Here is an 18,116-nt window from a genome sequence, read left to right as displayed (position 1 = left end):
AGCCCTCAAATTCCTGTGCTGGCTCAGGCTGCAGCCGAATCGCGGCGCTGACGGCCACCACGATCACCACTGCCGCCCGTCTCGCCTTCGGCCATTCTCTTGTCCTGGGCCATCGGATCGTGCTCGAGGATCTCGCCCTTGAAGATCCAGACCTTGACGCCGCACGTGCCGAAGGTTGTGAACGCGGTCGCAACGCCGTAGTCGATGTCGGCGCGCAGCGTGTGCAGCGGCACGCGACCTTCGCGGTACCACTCCATGCGCGCGATTTCCGCACCGCCAAGGCGTCCCGAGCAGTTGATGCGGATGCCTTCCGCGCCGAGACGCATTGCCGATTGCACGGCGCGCTTCATGGCGCGGCGGAACGCCACGCGGCGCTCGAGCTGCTGCGCAATCGACTCGGCCACCAGCGTCGCGTCGAGCTCCGGCTTGCGGATCTCGACGATGTTGATGACGACGTCGGACGAGGTAATGTCCGCGACCTTCTTGCGCAGCTTGTCGATGTCGGCGCCCTTCTTGCCGATCACCACGCCCGGACGGGCCGAGTGGATGGTGACGCGACACTTCTTGTGCGGACGCTCGATCACGATGCGGGCGACGGCGGCCTGCTTGAGTTCCTTGTGCAGGATCTCGCGGATCTTGACGTCCTCGTGCAGCAGCTTGCCGTATTCCTGCTTGCCGGCGAACCAGCGAGAATCCCAGGTCCGGTTGATGCCGAGACGCAGACCGATCGGATTGATCTTTTGACCCATCGTGTTCTCCTGCGCCTTTAAGCGGCTGCTGCTTCGGCTTCGACCTGACGAACGATGATCGTCAGTTGCGAAAATGGTTTGTAGACACGGCCCGAGCGGCCACGGCCGCGGGCGGCGAAGCGCTTCATCACGAGGCCATTGCCGACGAAAGCCTGCGCCACGACGAGATCATCGACGTCGAGGTCGTGATTGTTCTCGGCATTGGCGATAGCCGATTCCAGGCACTTCTTCACATCGACCGCGATCCGCTTGCGCGAAAACTGCAGGTCAGCGAGCGCGGCAGACGCCTTCCGGCCGCGAATGAGCTGGGCGACCAGGTTGAGCTTCTGCGGGCTTACCCGCAGCATCCGGGCGACCGCCTTGGCCTCGTTGTCGGCGAGGCTCCGTTCGCGCTTAGGTTTGCTCATCGTTTAATCCTCAAGCCTTCTTGGCTTTCTTGTCGCCGGAGTGGCCATGGAAGGTCCGGGTCGGCGAGAACTCGCCGAACTTGTGACCGACCATTTCCTCGTTGACGGCCACCGGCACGTGCTTCTGACCGTTGTAGACGCCGAAGGTCAGGCCGACGAACTGCGGCAGGATCGTCGAGCGACGGCTCCAGATCTTGATGACGTCGTGACGGCCGGACGCGCGCGCGGCATCTGCCTTCTTGAGCAGAGAACCCTCGACGAACGGGCCTTTCCAGACTGAACGAACCATGTCCGGCGTTCCTTACTTCTTCCGCTTGTGGCGGCTTAGGAGGATGAATTTGTTGGTCGACTTGTTGGTGCGGGTCTTCTTGCCCTTGGTCGGCTTGCCCCACGGAGTGACCGGGTGGCGACCGCCCGAGGTACGACCTTCACCACCGCCGTGCGGATGGTCGATCGGGTTCATCGCGACACCGCGGTTGTGCGGCCGACGGCCCATCCAACGCTTGCGGCCGGCCTTGCCGATCGAGGTGTTCATGTGATCCGGGTTCGACACGGCGCCGATCGTGCCGCGGCAACGGCCGTGCACGAGGCGCTGCTCGCCCGAGTTCAGGCGGATGATGACGTAGTCTTGGTCGCGACCGACGAGCTGGGCGTAGGTGCCCGCGGAACGGGCGAGCTGGCCGCCCTTGCCGATCTTGACCTCGATGTTGTGGATGATCGTGCCGACCGGCATGTTGCCGAGAGGCATGACGTTGCCCGGCTTCACGTCGACATAGTTGCCGGCGACGATGGTGTCGCCAACGGCCAGGCGTTGCGGCGCCAGGATGTAGGCCTGCTCGCCGTCCTGATACTTGATCAGGGCGATGAATCCGGTGCGGTTCGGATCGTATTCGAGCCGCTCGACCGTCGCGGGCACGTCGATCTTCTCGCGCTTGAAGTCGACGGTGCGCAGCGTCTGCTTGTGACCGCCGCCGCGGAAGCGCACGGTGATGCGGCCGGTGTTGTTGCGACCGCCCGAGGACTTCTTGCCCTCGGTCAGCGCCTTCAGCGGCTTGCCCTTGTAAAGGGCCGAACGATCGACCATGACCAGCTGGCGCTGGCCCGGCGTCGTGGGATTGAATGTCTTCAGTGCCATCGTCGTACGACCTTACAGACCGGTGGTGACGTCGATCCGGTGACCCTCTTCGAGGGTCACGATCGCGCGCTTGGTGTTCGACTGCGAGCCGAGATTGCCGCGGAAGACCTTGGTCTTGCCCTTGCGGACCAGCGTGTTGACGCTCTTGACCTTGACGTCGAACAGCTTCTCGATCGCTTCCTTGATCTGCGGCTTGGTCGCCTTCGCGGCCACCTTGAACAGCACCTTGTTGTGCTCCGAGGCGATCGTCGCCTTTTCGGTCACGACCGGCGACAGGATCACGTCGTAGTGGCGAGGCTCAATGTTCTTCGTCATTTGAAGCGCGCCTCCAGCGCATCGATGGCGGCCTTGGTCAGAACGAGCTTCTGACGGCGCAGGATGTCATAGACGTTGATGCCCTGGATCGGCAGCACGTCCATGTTCGGGATGTTACGCGCGGCCGCGGCAAATCCGTTGTTGAGCTCGGCACCATCGATGATCAGCGCGTTGGTGAGTCCCAGGCCCGAGAAGTGACCGAGCAGCGCCTTGGTCTTGGCGGCTTCCAGCGCGGCCTTCTCGATCACGACGAGATCGCCGTCCTTGGCCTTGGCCGAGAGCGCATGCTTCAACGCGAGCGCGCGGACCTTCTTCGGCAGGTCGGTGGCGTGCGAGCGCACCACCGGGCCGAAGGCACGGCCGCCGCCACGGAACTGCGGCACGCGGGCCGAGCCGTGACGAGCACCGCCGGTGCCCTTCTGCTTGTACATCTTCTTGCCGGTGCGCCAGATCTCGGCGCGGCCCTTGGCCTTGTGCGTGCCGGCCTGGCGCTTGTTGAGCTGCCACTGCACGCAGCGCGCGATGATGTCCTCGCGCGGCTCGAGGCCGAAAATGGCGTCGGAAAGCTGGACCGAGCCGGCTTCCTTACCTTCGAGGGTCGTGACCTTCAATTCCATCTCACGCCTCCTGCGCAGCCGGGGCGACTTCCGCTTCGCCAGCAACCTTGAACTTGCCGGGCTTCGGAGCTTCCTTCGGCAGCGGCTTCTTGACGGCGTCGCGCACGCGGATCCAGCCGCCCTTGGAGCCGGGAACGGCGCCTTCGACGAGGATCAGGCCGCGCTCGACATCGGTCTGGACGACACGAAGATTGAGCGTGGTGATGCGATCGACACCCATGTGGCCGGGCATCTTCTTGTTCTTCCAGGTCTTGCCGGGGTCCTGACGGCCACCGGTCGAACCGATCGAGCGGTGCGAGATCGACACACCGTGCGTGGCGCGCAGACCGCCGAAGTTCCAGCGCTTCATACCGCCGGCAAAACCCTTACCGACGGAGGTGCCGGTCACGTCGACGAACTGGCCGACGACGAAGTGATCGGCCTGGATCTCGGCGCCGACCGGGATCATGGCATCCGCGGTGACGCGGAATTCCTCGACCCGGCGCTTCGGCTCGACCTTGGCGACGGCGAACTGACCGCGCTCGGCCTTGGGCATGTAAACGGTCTTGCGGCTGCCAGAACCGAGCTGGAGCGCGACGTAACCGTTCTTCTCTTCGGTGCGGTGGCCTACGACCTGGCAATTGCCGAGCTTCAGCACGGTCACGGGGATATGTTCGCCGGCCTCCGTGAAGACCCGCGTCATCCCGACCTTTTGTGCGATCACTCCGGAGCGCATCGGCTTGCTTCCTGTTCTTTCTGTCCGCTTGACGCGAACGGGATCCAAAATCTTAGAGCTTGATCTCGACGTCGACACCGGCGGCAAGGTCGAGCTTCATCAAAGCATCGACGGTCTGCGGGGTCGGATCGACGATGTCGAGCAGGCGCTTGTGAGTGCGCATCTCGAACTGTTCGCGGCTCTTCTTGTCGACGTGGGGCGAACGGTTGACGGTGAACTTCTCGATGCGGGTGGGCAGCGGAATGGGTCCGCGGACCTGCGCGCCGGTGCGCTTCGCCGTGTTCACGATCTCACGGGTCGACGTATCGAGGATACGATGGTCGAACGCCTTGAGACGGATACGAATGTTTTGGCCGTTCATTGCCGTGCTTTCTTTGAGTAGAGTGGCGAGTAGCGAGTAGCGAAATAGAACTCCCTATTCGCCACTCACCATTCCCTATTCGCTTGTTTACTCGATGATCGAGGCGACGACGCCGGCACCGACGGTGCGGCCGCCTTCGCGGATCGCGAAGCGGAGCTTCTCTTCCATCGCGATCGGCACGATCAGGTGCACTTCCATCGCGATGTTGTCGCCCGGCATCACCATCTCGGTGCCTTCCGGCAGGTGCACGACACCGGTCACGTCGGTGGTGCGGAAGTAGAACTGCGGACGGTAGTTGGTGAAGAACGGGGTGTGGCGACCGCCCTCTTCCTTGGTGAGGATGTAGGCCTCTGCCTTGAACTTGGTGTGCGGCTTGACCGAACCGGGCTTGGCCAGAACCTGGCCGCGCTCGACGTCCTCGCGCTTGGTGCCGCGGAGCAGCGCGCCGATGTTGTCGCCGGCCTGGCCCTGATCGAGCAGCTTGCGGAACATTTCGACGCCGGTGACGGTGGTCTTCTGGGTCGCGCGCAGACCGACGATCTCGATTTCCTCGCCGACCTTGACGACGCCGCGCTCGACACGGCCGGTCACGACGGTGCCGCGGCCCGAGATCGAGAACACGTCTTCAACCGGCATCAGGAACGGCTGGTCGATCGGACGCTCCGGCTGCGGGATGTACTCGTCGACGTTGCGCATCAGCTCGAGGATGGCGTCGTGGCCGAGCTTCTTGTCGGAATCTTCGAGAGCGGCCAGTGCCGAACCCTTGATGATCGGAATCTTGTCGCCGGGGAATTCGTACTTCGAGAGCAGCTCACGGACTTCGAGTTCGACGAGCTCGAGCAGCTCCGGATCGTCAACCATGTCGCACTTGTTGAGGAACACGACGAGCGCGGGCACGCCGACCTGACGGGCGAGCAGGATGTGCTCGCGGGTCTGCGGCATCGGGCCGTCAGCGGCCGACACGACCAGGATCGCACCGTCCATCTGGGCGGCGCCGGTGATCATGTTCTTGACGTAGTCGGCGTGGCCGGGGCAGTCGACGTGGGCGTAGTGGCGGTTCTTCGTCTCATACTCGACGTGGGCGGTCGAGATGGTGATACCGCGCGCCTTCTCTTCCGGCGCCTTGTCGATCTGGTCGTACGCGGTGAACGTCGCGCCGCCGGTCTCGGCGAGGATCTTGGTGATCGCCGCGGTCAGCGACGTCTTGCCATGGTCGACGTGACCGATGGTGCCGATGTTGCAGTGCGGCTTGTTACGTTCAAACTTTGCTTTGGCCATTTGACTCTCCGTTCAATCGTCAGCTTGAGACCGACGACAATCAGGCAAACTTCTTCTGGACTTCTGCCGACACGTTGGCCGGCGCTTCTGCGTAGTGGTCGAACTGCATGGTGAAGGTCGCGCGACCCTGGCTCATCGAGCGCAGATTGTTCACGTAACCGAACATGTTCATGAGCGGCACCATCGCATTGATGACGTTGGCGTTGCCGCGCATGTCCTGACCCTGGATCTGACCGCGCCGGGAGTTCAGGTCGCCGATGACCGAGCCGGTGTAGTCTTCCGGGGTCACCACTTCGACCTTCATGATCGGCTCGAGCAGGACGGACTTGCCCATCTGGAGCGCTTCGCGGAAGCAGGCGCGCGAGGCGATTTCGAAGGCGAGCGCCGACGAGTCGACGTCGTGATACTTGCCGTCGACGAGCGTCACCTTGACGTCGACCACGGGGAAGCCAGCGACCACGCCGGACGACAGCACGCTCTCCAGGCCCTTCTCGACGCCGGGGATGTATTCCTTCGGCACCGCGCCGCCGACGACCTTCGATTCGAACTCGAAGCCCTTGCCGGGCTCGTTCGGCTCGACGATGAACGACACGGCCGCGAACTGGCCGGTACCGCCGGTCTGCTTCTTGTGGGTGTAGCTGTGCTCCACCCGCTTGGTGATGCGCTCACGGAACGCCACCTGCGGCGCACCGATGTTGGCGTCGACCTTGTAGGTGCGCTTGAGGATGTCGACCTTGATGTCGAGATGAAGTTCGCCCATGCCCTTGAGGATGGTTTGGCCGGACTCGTGGTCGGTCGACACGCGGAAGGACGGATCCTCCGCGGCGAGCTTGGCCAGCGCCACGCCCAGCTTCTCCTGGTCGGCCTTGGACTTCGGCTCGATCGCGATCTCGATGACCGGCTCGGGGAATTCCATCTTCTCCAGAATCACCTGCTTGTCGGGATCGCACAGCGTGTCGCCGGTGCGCGCTTCCTTCAGGCCGGCCAGCGCGACGATGTCGCCGGCATAGGCTTCCTTGATGTCCTCGCGGTTGTTCGCATGCATCAACAGCATGCGCCCGATGCGCTCCTTCTTCTCGCGGGTCGAGTTCACGACGCCGGTGCCGCTCTGTAGAACGCCGGAGTAGATGCGGCAGAAGGTGATGGTGCCGACGAACGGGTCGTCCATGATCTTGAACGCGAGCAGCGCCAACGGCTCCTTGTCGTCCGCCTTGCGCACGACTTCGTTGCCCTTGTCGTCGGTGCCCTTGATCGCGGGCACGTCGAGCGGCGACGGCAGATAGTCGACGACGGCGTCGAGCAGCGGCTGCACGCCCTTGTTCTTGAAGGCCGAGCCGCACAGCACGGGATAGAACGCGCCGGTCAGCACCGCCTTGCGGATCAGCCGCTTCAACGTCGCCTCGTCCGGCTCCTTGCCGTCGAGATAAGCGGCCATGGCGTCGTCGTCGAGCTCGACGGCGGCTTCCACCATCTTCTCGCGGTATTCCTTGGCCTGATCGACGAGCTCTTCCGGAATATCGACATAGTCGAACTTCGCGCCGAGCGATTCATCGTTCCAGACGACGCCCCTCATCTTCACGAGGTCGACGAGACCCTTGAAGTTGTTCTCGGCACCGATCGGAAGCTGAATCGCGACGGGCTTGGCGCCGAGGCGATCGACGATGTCAGCCAGGCACTTGAAGAAGTCCGCACCGATCTTGTCCATCTTGTTGGCGAAGACGATGCGCGGAACCTTGTACTTGTCGCCCTGGCGCCAGACCGTCTCGGTCTGGGGCTCGACGCCCTGGTTCGAGTCGAGCACGCAGACGGCGCCGTCGAGCACGCGCAAGCTGCGCTCAACTTCGATGGTGAAGTCGACGTGGCCGGGCGTGTCGATGATGTTCAGGCGCTTGCCGTTCCAGAACGCGGTGGTCGCAGCCGAGGTGATCGTGATGCCACGCTCCTGCTCCTGCTCCATCCAGTCCATCGTCGCGGCACCTTCGTGCACTTCGCCGATCTTGTGGCTCTTGCCGGTGTAATAGAGGATGCGCTCGGTCGTCGTCGTCTTGCCGGCGTCGATATGCGCCATGATACCGAAATTACGGTAGTCCTCGATGGCATGTTGGCGGGGCATGGGTGTTCCTTGCGAGTCCGTTGGTTTCGCCGTTACCAGCGATAGTGCGAGAAGGCGCGGTTGGCTTCCGCCATGCGGTGCACGTCTTCGCGCTTCTTGACGGCGTTCCCCCGGTTGTTCGATGCGTCCAAAAGCTCCGCCGAGAGCCGCTCGGTCATCGTCTTCTCGTTGCGCTCGCGCGCGGCCGCGATCAGCCAGCGAATGCCGAGAGCCTGCCGGCGGGTCGAGCGAACCTCGACCGGAACCTGGTAGGTCGCGCCGCCGACGCGGCGGGAACGCACTTCGATCGTCGGCATGACGTTCTCGAGCGCCTGCTCGAACACGCCGAGCGGGTTCTGCTTGGTCTTGGTTTCGATGATACCGAACGCACCGTAGACGATGCCCTCGGCGACCGACTTCTTGCCGGCATACATCACCGAGTTCATGAACTTCGTGACGATGATGTTCCCGAACTTCGGATCGGGAAGGACTTCACGCTTTTCAGCAGAATGGCGACGAGACATGGACGAGGTTCCCGCTTACTTCGGACGCTTGGCGCCGTACTTCGAACGACGCTGCTTACGGTTTTTGACGCCCTGGGTATCCAGAACGCCGCGGAGGATGTGGTAGCGCACGCCGGGCAAGTCCTTGACGCGGCCGCCGCGGATCATGACCACCGAGTGCTCCTGGAGGTTATGACCTTCGCCGGGGATGTAGCCGATCACCTCGAAGCCGTTGGTCAGGCGCACCTTGGCGACCTTACGAAGCGCCGAGTTCGGCTTCTTCGGGGTCGTGGTGTAGACGCGGGTGCAAACACCACGCTTTTGCGGCGACTGCTGCAGCGCCGGCACCTTCTTGCGCGACTTCTGCACTTCCCGCGGTTGAGCGATCAGCTGGTTGATCGTCGGCATCCTGGCCTTACCCTTTGTTCTGCCGCGGCCCCTTTCGGGTCCGCTGTCTTGCCGCGGCCCGTTGCCGGGACCGCAAATTCTTTCGAGCTACCGGCCCGACGGAGCCGCCTTGCGCAGATCAATCCGCACAAAGCGAAATTGCGCCAACCGCTCCATCACCGAGCGGAAAGCGCTTCGACGCCACAGAGGACCGCAGTATTGGACCGGTCAGCACAATGCCGTGGCCCGCGCACTGAGGTCATGCATCCGAGTTCGATCTCATGAGAACGTGCTCAAGAGAACTAAAATCGCACTGGCATTGCCTAGCTATGATCGACAGCGTTTGAGCGGCATTCGTCGAGGTTGGTGCCCGCCTTAGCGATCCCCTGAGGGATCAAACGGGTGGCCCGTTCCGACGCTGGCGATGCTCACCGCCTGTCGTTAAGTGAGGCGCTTTCTATAAGTGAGAATCGATCAAGTCAAGGTGAAACGACAGTCACAAAGCGCTTCAGGCGCCTGCAGAAACAGCCTCTTGGCCACCTCACTGCCCCTGCCTCACATGGGAATGAAGCGCTCGATTTGCTAGGTCCGAAGACAATTATACCCGGACTAAATGTAGCTTTATTACCAAAGTGAGCGTGTTTTCCAGCCCACACCCCAATCCGCTGGCTCGTGGCAGGCTTTCCAGTCTTCCGTGGCGCGCCACGATGCCCAGTCTCGCCTGGATTTTCGGCTAGCGTTGGTCGATCCCCGATGGGCCGGCGCGCCCAATCCAAGGGCCGAAAATCTGCGGCTTCGCGTCGGCCGAACGCCACGCATCAGGGAATCAGCGACTCGGTGCCGGGGTCCGCGTTCTGGGCGAGGAGACATGGATCGCGCACGGCGATTGCTTTGCAGCCGAACGACCCCGGTCACTCCTCCTCGTCGTCCTCATCATCATCGAGGTCTTCATCCTCGTCAACATCGTCGCTGTCGCCGTCGGCGTGAGCCACCGCGCCATGGGGCTGGTGGACCTGATCGTTCCACAGCTTGCGATAGGTGCCGTTGCTGGCGAGCAGCTCGGCATGGGAGCCGCGCTCAATCGCCTTGCCCCCTGATATCACGATGATCTCGTCCATCTCGACCACCGAGGTCAGGCGGTGGGTCGACCAGATCATGGTGCGGCCCTTGGCGACCTTCAGCAGCGTGCGGTTGATCGCGGCTTCCGTGGTCTGGTCGAGCGCCGAGGTGGCTTCGTCCAGCAGCAGCACCGACGGATTGCGGATGATCGCGCGCGCGATCGCGATGCGCTGGCGCTGGCCGCCCGAAAGCGTATCGCCGCGCTCGCCCACCGGGGTGTCGTATCGCTGCGGCAGGCCCATGATGTAGCGGTGGATCTCGGCCTTTTTGGCCGCCTCCTCCACCTCTTCATCGGTCGCACCCTCCTTGCCGAGCCGGATGTTCTCGCGGATCGACATGTTGAACAGCATGTTCTCCTGAAACACTACCGCCATGCTCCGGCGCAGCGAATCCAGCGTCACCTTGCGGACGTCGACGCCGTCGATGGTGAGGCGGCCTTCGTCGGGCACGTAGAGCCGCAGGATCAGATTGAGCAGCGTGCTCTTGCCGGAGCCGGAGGGACCGACGATGGCAATGCGCTTGCCGGCATTGAGCTTAAGGCTGAGATTGTCCAGCACCGGCGTCTGGCTGCCTTCGTATTGGAACGTCACACGGTCGAAGGTGATGTCGTGGGTGATGCGTGGCAGGTCGGGCGCGCCAGGGCGATCGGCGCCGCGCGTCGGTTCGTCCAGCAATTCCTGGATGTGCCGGATCGCGGCGGCCGAGGAGATCGACACCGGAATGAAATGCATCACATGGGCGATGTTGTAGGAGACCTCCCAGAACGCGCTCTCGAAGGTGACGAAGGTGCCGATGGTGATCTGGCCCTTGGTCGCCAGATATGCGCCGATCGCGAGCACGACCAGGTGCAGGAGCAGCACCGAGATGGTGACCGTCCGCTCCACCATGGTCGACAGGAACGCGGCGGAGGCGATCTTGTTGCGCGTCTCGTCGTTGCGGAAGGTGAAGAAGCCGAACATCTTGCGCTGCAGGCTGAACGCCTTGATCACGGCCTGGGCCGCCACGTTCTCCTGCACCATGCCGAGCAGCGCACTCTCGTTGAGCTTCTGCTCGTAATTGGCCTGCACTGCCTTCGGAGTGAGGATGCGCGGACCGATCAGCGTGATCGGGAACACCAGCAGCGCGACCGCCGCGAGCTGCCAGTTCAGGAACACCATCAGGATGATGCCGGCGATCAGCTCCAGGAACGGCAGCGCTGCGCTATTGGCAAAGGTCTTGACCGAACCTTCGAAGGCCGAGAGATCGACGGAAAAGCGCGACAGGATCTCGCCGCGCCGGGTGCGGCCGAAATAGGCCGCCGGCAGATCCTGGACGTGCTCGAACAGGCGTTTGCGCACGTCGGAAATGATGCAGGCAGCGAGCCGCGCGTCCCAGCGCTCGTACCAGACCGCGACGATCGAGGTGAAGATGCCGGCGACCGCGAGCACGCCGAGGATCTTGTAGAGGGCCTGGAAGTCCTCCTCGCCGAGCGCGTCGTCGATGAGGTACTTCAGGCTGAGCGGCATGATGACGTTGAACAGGGTCTCGACCAAGACGCCGAACGCCACGAATGACAGCATCCGCTTGTAGTTGGTCAGATAGGGCCTGACGAACCCGACAATGGTGGCGAGCGCACCGGCAGCCTCGCGCGCAGTAAAGACGACGAGATCCTCGTCCTCATCGTCCTCATCGAGCTCCAGCTCATGCTTCCCCTTGCCTTCGTCATCCTCATGGTCCTCGAGGTCCGGCTTGGCGCTGGAGGCGAGCCTGTCGTCGCGCTCGGCCGCCTCTTCCACGGCGGGCTTCTGTTTGTCGGGCGAGAGGGGCTTGGACGCCATGAAACCAACCGATGCTGACGGCCGGCATGACCGCAGAGAAAGCAGGAATAGCGGCAACCGCTATTGCACCGATTCTATGCGATCAAGATGAATTCGGCAAACAATTGGCAAATTCGGGGGGGCCGCGGCTTGCTAGTCGTCGTCCTCGTCCTCGACCTTGTCGAAGAAGGAATAGCGCAAGCTGTCAGCGTCGGCATACCACTGGCCCGGCCCCTTGTTGGCGGCGAGCGTGGCCTCCCAGAGCGCATCGGTGCAGTCCTTGCGGTGCATCGACAGATCGAAGCCGTTGCCGAAGAACAGTTCGGACCATTCCCACCAGGTGCCGAGCTTCTTGACCCCGCGCAGCAGGTCGTAGCGGTCGATCAGTGCCGGCGCCATGTCCGAGGTGATCGAGCCGAACACGACGCCGGTCTTGACCACACGATTCAGCTCGCGGATCGCGCGGGCCACCTGTTTCGGGGAAACGTGGCAGAGGCTGGTCTCGAACACGAAGTCGAACGCACCGTCCTTGAACGGCATGTCTGTGATCGAGCCGAGCTTGTTGAACTTCTTCAGTGCCTTCGGCGTCTTGGCATGAATGGCGCGGTTGTTCTCGATTCCCCATGCATCGATGCCGCGATCGCGCAGTGCACCGACCAGTTCGCCGCTGGCGGAGCCCGCGACCAGCAGCTTGGCGCCCCTCGGCTCGCCCCAGACGATGCCGACCAGCTTGGTGAGATAATCGGGATCGGTGAAGTGGCGCCACGCCTCGTGATAGGGACCGAGGCCGCGATAGTTCTCGAAATAATTGCGGTCGATCTTGTCGGAGCGCGGCTTGTCCTCCTGCGCGCGCTCGCGGCGCAGCCGCATCATCTCCGTCAGGATGATGTCGGTCGCCGCATCCGAGGAGTCGAGCAGACCGTTCAACGTCGAGTCGAACAGATAGTCGCCGACCACGACGATACCGGGATGCTCCTTCGGCTCGGGCCGGTGATTGGTCATCACGTCGCGCACCGGCAGACCGCCCGGCAGCGCGTTCACCGACGACAGCCAGCGGTGGATCTTGCCTTCCATAAAATGCGAACGCGCGTTGCCGAGGAATGCCGGCAGCGATTTCAGCGCCGCGTCGATCAGCTCCTGGTCCGACAGATTGGCAAAGGCCAGCGCGTCAGAGCCGGCAATGAGCCAGTTCAAGACGCCATGCTTGCCGACGTCGTGGCGCGCGCCCTCATTGTAGACGCAGCAGCCGCCGAAGGCCTCCGACATGAACCAGGCGCCGGAAATCTTCTGGCCCCAGAACGGCTCGTCGAACAGGATCGAGACGCGCAGGTAATGCGCGGGGCGGTCGAAGTATGAGACGTGCTTGACCATCGACTTGCGCAGCTGCTCGCCTTCCCAGCCGACGGTGGCGAGCCAGGAATGCGGCAGGCACATCAGCACGAGATCGAAATCGCGCGTCTCGGGCCCCCTGCCGTTCATCATCTTGAGCTGGTAGCGACCGGTCGGCGCCTTGCCGACGGTGAGCACCCGGTGGTTGAGTTGGATGTCGGCATTGACTTCCGACTGGAGGCACTCGATCAGTTGCTCGTTGCCGTTCTGGATGGAATAGAGGCCGATATAGCCGTCGACGTCCATCAGATAGTTCTTGAGCGCATTGAGGCCGTTGGTGTTGTGGCTCTCGGTCGCAATGTCCGAGCGCGCCATGACCTTGAAGAAGCGCTTTGCCGTCTCGTCCTCGACCTCCTCGTCGAGGACCTGCTCGGCGGTCTTGTAGGCCCAGGGGTTCTCGTTGTCGTGCGCGCCGACGCCCTCGTAATATTCGATCGGCGACATCACCTCGGTACAGCGCTTGCGGAATGCCTCGATCGCGGCCGCGGTCTTGGCGCCATATTTGCGGCGCATGCCCGCGACGTCGTTGAGGAGCTCGCCGCCGAACTGGACCTGCTCGGCATCCATCGGAATGGTCTGAAGCCCGAAATGCTGGATCAGTTCGCGCAGCGGATCGGGGCCGGTCATCGAGTAGTCGTAGATCTCGGCCACGCCGGCCTCGTACATCGCGGGCGCAGAATCGAATTTGCGCGTGACGATCTTGCCGCCGAGCCGATCGGATGCCTCGAAGATGGTGACGCGGCAGAGGTCGCCGAGCTTGCGCTTCAGATACCAAGCGCTCATCAGCCCGCCGGGGCCGCCGCCTACGATTGCAAGATCAAGCATGTGAGTTCCGTGGTCTCCGGCCCTGCCCCCGACACGGGACCACCGGCCTAAGCTCTCCTAGCAGAAGCGCTTTTGCGGCTGAAGGAAAGATGAACAAGAGCTGATCCCGCATCGCAATAAACATGGAAAGCAGCAAAAAGGCCGGCAAAAGCCGGCCTTTTCATTGTCCTCGGTATTCCTACGGATGAAGCATCATTCCGCCGGCGGCAGCGCCATCGGCTCCGCTTCCGGGGCGGGCGACACGACGGCCGCCTGCTTCTCGCGCTCGTCCAGGATCAGCTTGTCGCGCTTCATGGCGACTTCGCGGATCTTGGCCATGGAGGCGCCGGTGCCTGCCGGGATCAGCCGGCCGACGATGACGTTCTCCTTGAGGCCTTCGAGCGGATCGATCTTGCCGTTGACCGCCGCTTCCGTGAGGACGCGGGTGGTCTCCTGGAACGAGGCCGCCGAGAAGAACGAGCGGGTCTGGAGGCTGGCCTTGGTGATGCCGAGCAGAACCGGCGTTCCCGTGGCGGGCTTCTTGCCCTCTTCCCTGGCCTTCTCGTTCAGCGCGTCGAACTCGATCTTGTCGACCTGCTCGCCCGAGATCATGTCCGTGTCGCCCTGGTCGGTGACTTCCACCTTCTGGAGCATCTGGCGAACAATCACCTCGATGTGCTTGTCGTTGATGAGCACGCCCTGGAGCCGGTAGACCTCCTGGATCTCGTTGACCAGATAGGCCGCGAGTTCCTCGATGCCCTTGATCGCCAGAATGTCGTGCGGCGCCGGGTTGCCTTCCACGATGAAGTCGCCCTTTTCGACGACGTCGCCGTCCTGAAGGTGGATGTGCTTGCCCTTCGGGATCAGGTACTCGCGCGGCTCCTCGGTCTTGTCCATCGGCTCGATCGAGATGCGACGCTTGTTCTTGTAGTCGCGGCCGAACCGGATGGTGCCCGCGATCTCGGCGATGATCGCCGCATCCTTCGGACGCCGTGCCTCGAACAGCTCCGCCACCCGCGGCAGACCGCCGGTGATGTCGCGCGTCTTGGCGCTTTCGGTCGAGATACGGGCGAGGATGTCGCCCGGCTGAACCTTGGCTCCGATGTCGACCGAGAGAATGGCGTCGACCGACAGCATGTAGCGGGCATCGCCGCCACGGGCGAGCTTGAGCACCTTGCCGTCCTTGCCCTTGACCACGATGGCCGGACGCAGGTCCGAACCGCCGCGGGTCGAACGCCAGTCGATGACCACGCGCTTGGCGATGCCGGTGGCCTCGTCCAGCGTTTCCGAGATCGACTGCCCTTCGACCAGATCCTCGAAGCCGATGGTGCCCTCGACCTCGGTGAGGAGCGGACGGGTATAGGGATCCCACTCGACGATGCGCTGGCCGCGCTTGACGTTGTCGCCCTCGTCGACGTGCAGGCGCGAGCCGTACTGGATACGGTGCGTCGCACGCTCGGTACCGTCGGCATCGACGATCGCCACCACCATGTTGCGCACCATCGCGATCAGGTGACCTTCGCTGTTGCGGGCGATGGCCTTGTTCCTGATCATGATCTTGCCGTCGAAGTTGGCTTCGACGAAGGACTGCTCGTTGAGCTGCGCCGCACCGCCAATGTGGAAGGTGCGCATGGTGAGCTGGGTGCCCGGCTCGCCGATGGACTGCGCCGCGATGACGCCGACCGCTTCGCCGTGATTGACCGGCGTGCCGCGGGCGAGGTCGCGGCCGTAGCACTTGCCGCAGATGCCGTTGACGAGCTCGCAAGTCAGTGCCGAGCGGATCTTCACCTCCTGCACGCCACCCTGCTGGATGGCATCCAGATGGCTCTCTTCCATCAGCGTGTCGCGCTTGATGATCACCTTGCCCGAGCTGTCACGCACGTCTTCGCAGGCCGTGCGTCCGAGGATGCGCGAACCAAGCGAGGCGACCACGGTGCCGGCATCGACGATGGCACGCATCTTGATGCCGAGCTTGGTGCCGCAATCGCTCTGCGTGATGATGCAGTCCTGCGCCACGTCGACCAGACGACGGGTCAGGTAGCCGGAATTCGCGGTCTTCAACGCGGTGTCCGCGAGGCCCTTGCGGGCGCCGTGGGTCGAGTTGAAGTACTCGAGCACCGAGAGGCCTTCCTTGAAGTTCGAGATGATCGGCGTCTCGATGATCTCACCCGACGGCTTGGCCATCAGGCCGCGCATGCCGGCGAGCTGACGCATCTGGGCCGGCGAACCGCGGGCACCGGAGTGAGCCATCATGTAGATCGAGTTGATGTCGGCGTCGGCTCCGCTCGCCGTCTTCTTGGTGGCGGAGATCTCCTTCATCATCGCCTTGGCGATTTCTTCCGTGGCCTTCGACCAGGCGTCGACGACCTTGTTGTACTTCTCGCCATGAGTGATCAGGCCGTCGTTGTACTGCTGCTCGAAATCCTTCGCCAGCGTACGGGTGGTATCGACGATCTTCCACTTGCCGTGCGGCACGACCATGTCGTCCTTGCCGAACGAGATGCCGGCCTTGAACGCGTTGTAGAAGCCGAGCGCCATGATGCGGTCGCAGAAGATCACCGTCTCCTTCTGGCCGCAATGACGGTAGACCTGGTCGATCACGCCCGAGATCTCGCGCTTGGTCATCAGCTTGTTGATGATCTCGTACGAGATCCGCGGATTCTTCGGCAGCAGATTGCCCAGCATCACGCGGCCGGCGGTGGTCTCGATCCAGCGCCTGGAGACCTTGCCGGTCTCGTCCATGCCTTCCCACCGGTACTTGATCTTGGTGTGGAGGTGGATGACCTTCGCGTGTAGCGCGTGCTCGAGCTCGGCCATGTCGCCGAAGACCTTGCCCTCGCCGGGCAGGCCTTCGCGCATGATCGAGACGTAGTACAGACCCAGCACGATGTCCTGCGACGGCACGATGATCGGCTGGCCGTTCGCCGGATGCAGGATGTTGTTGGTCGACATCATCAGCACGCGCGCTTCCAGCTGCGCTTCGAGCGACAGCGGAACGTGCACGGCCATCTGGTCGCCGTCGAAGTCGGCGTTGAACGCGGAGCAGACCAGCGGGTGCAACTGGATCGCCTTGCCCTCGATCAGCACGGGCTCGAACGCCTGGATGCCGAGGCGGTGCAGCGTCGGTGCGCGGTTGAGCAGCACCGGATGCTCGCGGATCACCTCGTCCAGGATGTCCCAGACCTCGGGCCGCTCCTTCTCGACCAGCTTCTTGGCCTGCTTCACGGTGGTGGACAGACCCTTGGCGTCAAGCCGCGAATAGATGAACGGCTTGAACAGCTCGAGCGCCATCTTCTTCGGCAGGCCGCACTGATGCAGACGCAGCTCGGGACCGACCACGATCACCGAACGACCCGAATAGTCGACGCGCTTACCGAGCAGGTTCTGACGGAAGCGGCCCTGCTTGCCCTTGAGCATGTCGGCGAGCGACTTCAGCGGGCGCTTGTTGGCACCGGTGATGACGCGGCCGCGGCGGCCGTTGTCGAACAGCGCATCGACCGCTTCCTGAAGCATGCGCTTCTCGTTGCGGATGATGATGTCGGGCGCGCGCAGCTCCATCAGCCGCTTCAAGCGGTTGTTGCGGTTGATGACGCGGCGGTAGAGGTCGTTGAGGTCCGAGGTCGCAAAGCGGCCGCCGTCCAGCGGCACCAGCGGACGCAGGTCCGGCGGGATCACCGGGACCACGGTCATGATCATCCATTCCGGCTTGTTGCCGGAGTGGCGGAACGCTTCCACGATCTTCAGGCGCTTGGCCAGCTTCTTGTGCTTGATGTCGGAGTCGGTCTCCTGCATCTCGAGGCGCAACGAGGCCTCGAGCTTCTCGAGGTCCATGCCCTTGAGCAGCTCACGGATCGCTTCCGCGCCGATCATGGCGGTGAAGGAATCCTGGCCGTACTCGTCCTGCGCCTTCAGATACTCGTCTTCCGACAAGAGCTGACGGTCCTTCAGCGCGGTGAGGCCCGGCTCCAGCACGACGTAATATTCGAAGTAGAGGATCCGCTCGAGATCCTTCAGCGTCATGTCCAGCAGGAGGCCGATGCGCGAGGGCAGCGACTTCAGGAACCAGATGTGGGCGACGGGGGCTGCGAGCTCGATATGGCCCATGCGCTCGCGCCGGACGCGCGACAGCGTGACCTCGACCGAGCACTTCTCGCAGATGATGCCCTTGTACTTCATGCGCTTGTACTTGCCGCACAAGCACTCGTAGTCCTTGATCGGCCCGAAGATGCGGGCGCAGAACAGGCCATCGCGCTCGGGCTTGAAGGTACGGTAGTTAATGGTCTCCGGCTTCTTGATCTCGCCGTAGGACCAGGACAGAATCTTCTCTGGAGACGCGATCGAGATCCGGATCTGGTCGAAGACCTGAGCCGGCGTCGTCGGGTTGAAGAGATTCATAATTTCTTGGTTCATCGTCTTCTCCTCGCGTGCCGGTCGCCTCCGGCCGCAAAT

Annotated in this window: 15 protein-coding genes; all 15 read right to left on the bottom strand. The window is 63.1% G+C overall.

The features are described 5' to 3' along the window. Window positions 1-23: 23 nt before the first annotated feature. Window positions 24-749: a 30S ribosomal protein S3 gene (rpsC, locus tag IVA96_RS08620; protein WP_247279364.1), complete on the bottom strand. Its 726-nt coding sequence runs from the start codon at window positions 747-749 to the stop codon at window positions 24-26. Between the two features lie 17 nt (window positions 750-766). Continuing rightward, window positions 767-1,156, bottom strand: coding sequence for a 50S ribosomal protein L22 (gene rplV / locus IVA96_RS08615; RefSeq protein ID WP_035729589.1), 390 nt, complete (start codon window positions 1,154-1,156; stop codon window positions 767-769). Window positions 1,157-1,166: 10 nt separating this feature from the next. Continuing rightward, a complete protein-coding gene (rpsS, locus tag IVA96_RS08610) occupies window positions 1,167-1,445 on the bottom strand; it encodes a 30S ribosomal protein S19 (protein WP_008136357.1) in 279 nt (92 codons plus the stop codon). Window positions 1,446-1,457: 12 nt separating this feature from the next. Next, entirely contained in the window at window positions 1,458-2,291 is an 834-nt protein-coding gene (gene rplB, locus IVA96_RS08605; RefSeq protein WP_194467932.1) for a 50S ribosomal protein L2, read from the bottom strand. 12 nt (window positions 2,292-2,303) lie between these two features. Next, a complete protein-coding gene (locus IVA96_RS08600; protein WP_247279363.1) occupies window positions 2,304-2,606 on the bottom strand; it encodes a 50S ribosomal protein L23 in 303 nt (100 codons plus the stop codon). Continuing rightward, complete coding sequence (gene rplD, locus IVA96_RS08595) at window positions 2,603-3,223, bottom strand: 50S ribosomal protein L4 (protein ID WP_018647243.1); 621 nt, start codon at window positions 3,221-3,223, stop codon at window positions 2,603-2,605. The genes IVA96_RS08600 and rplD overlap by 4 nt, the downstream gene beginning before the upstream one ends. A gap of 1 nt (window position 3,224) precedes the next feature. Continuing rightward, entirely contained in the window at window positions 3,225-3,938 is a 714-nt protein-coding gene (gene rplC, locus IVA96_RS08590) for a 50S ribosomal protein L3 (protein ID WP_247279362.1), read from the bottom strand. Between the two features lie 52 nt (window positions 3,939-3,990). Continuing rightward, window positions 3,991-4,299 carry a 30S ribosomal protein S10 gene (gene rpsJ, locus IVA96_RS08585; protein ID WP_002712302.1) on the bottom strand — a complete coding sequence of 103 codons (309 nt, stop codon included), beginning with the start codon at window positions 4,297-4,299 and terminating at the stop codon, window positions 3,991-3,993. Between the two features lie 87 nt (window positions 4,300-4,386). Next, window positions 4,387-5,577 (bottom strand): elongation factor Tu, encoded by a 1,191-nt coding sequence (gene tuf, locus IVA96_RS08580; protein WP_211406468.1) that lies wholly within the window; start codon window positions 5,575-5,577, stop codon window positions 4,387-4,389. Between the two features lie 40 nt (window positions 5,578-5,617). Further along, the gene (gene fusA / locus IVA96_RS08575) at window positions 5,618-7,690 is read right to left on the bottom strand and encodes an elongation factor G (protein WP_247279361.1); all 2,073 of its coding nucleotides are present in this window, start codon (window positions 7,688-7,690) and stop codon (window positions 5,618-5,620) included. A gap of 32 nt (window positions 7,691-7,722) precedes the next feature. Continuing rightward, window positions 7,723-8,193: a 30S ribosomal protein S7 gene (rpsG, locus tag IVA96_RS08570; RefSeq protein WP_035709569.1), complete on the bottom strand. Its 471-nt coding sequence runs from the start codon at window positions 8,191-8,193 to the stop codon at window positions 7,723-7,725. A 15-nt stretch (window positions 8,194-8,208) separates the two neighbouring features. Further along, on the bottom strand, window positions 8,209-8,580 hold the full coding sequence (rpsL, locus tag IVA96_RS08565; protein WP_007603006.1) for a 30S ribosomal protein S12: 372 nt from the start codon (window positions 8,578-8,580) through the stop codon (window positions 8,209-8,211). Window positions 8,581-9,470: 890 nt separating this feature from the next. Further along, the gene (locus tag IVA96_RS08560; RefSeq protein ID WP_247279360.1) at window positions 9,471-11,495 is read right to left on the bottom strand and encodes an ABC transporter ATP-binding protein; all 2,025 of its coding nucleotides are present in this window, start codon (window positions 11,493-11,495) and stop codon (window positions 9,471-9,473) included. Window positions 11,496-11,627: 132 nt separating this feature from the next. Further along, window positions 11,628-13,688, bottom strand: a complete 2,061-nt coding sequence (locus tag IVA96_RS08555; RefSeq protein ID WP_247279359.1) for an FAD-dependent oxidoreductase — start codon at window positions 13,686-13,688, stop codon at window positions 11,628-11,630. 192 nt (window positions 13,689-13,880) lie between these two features. Further along, complete coding sequence (rpoC, locus tag IVA96_RS08550) at window positions 13,881-18,077, bottom strand: DNA-directed RNA polymerase subunit beta' (protein ID WP_247416824.1); 4,197 nt, start codon at window positions 18,075-18,077, stop codon at window positions 13,881-13,883. Between the last annotated feature and the right edge of the window lie 39 nt (window positions 18,078-18,116).

Origin of the sequence: Bradyrhizobium sp. 159 (assembly GCF_023073795.1) — a bacterium.
Taxonomy (GTDB): domain Bacteria; phylum Pseudomonadota; class Alphaproteobacteria; order Rhizobiales; family Xanthobacteraceae; genus Bradyrhizobium.
This window is presented reverse-complemented; position numbering and strand designations above follow the sequence as displayed.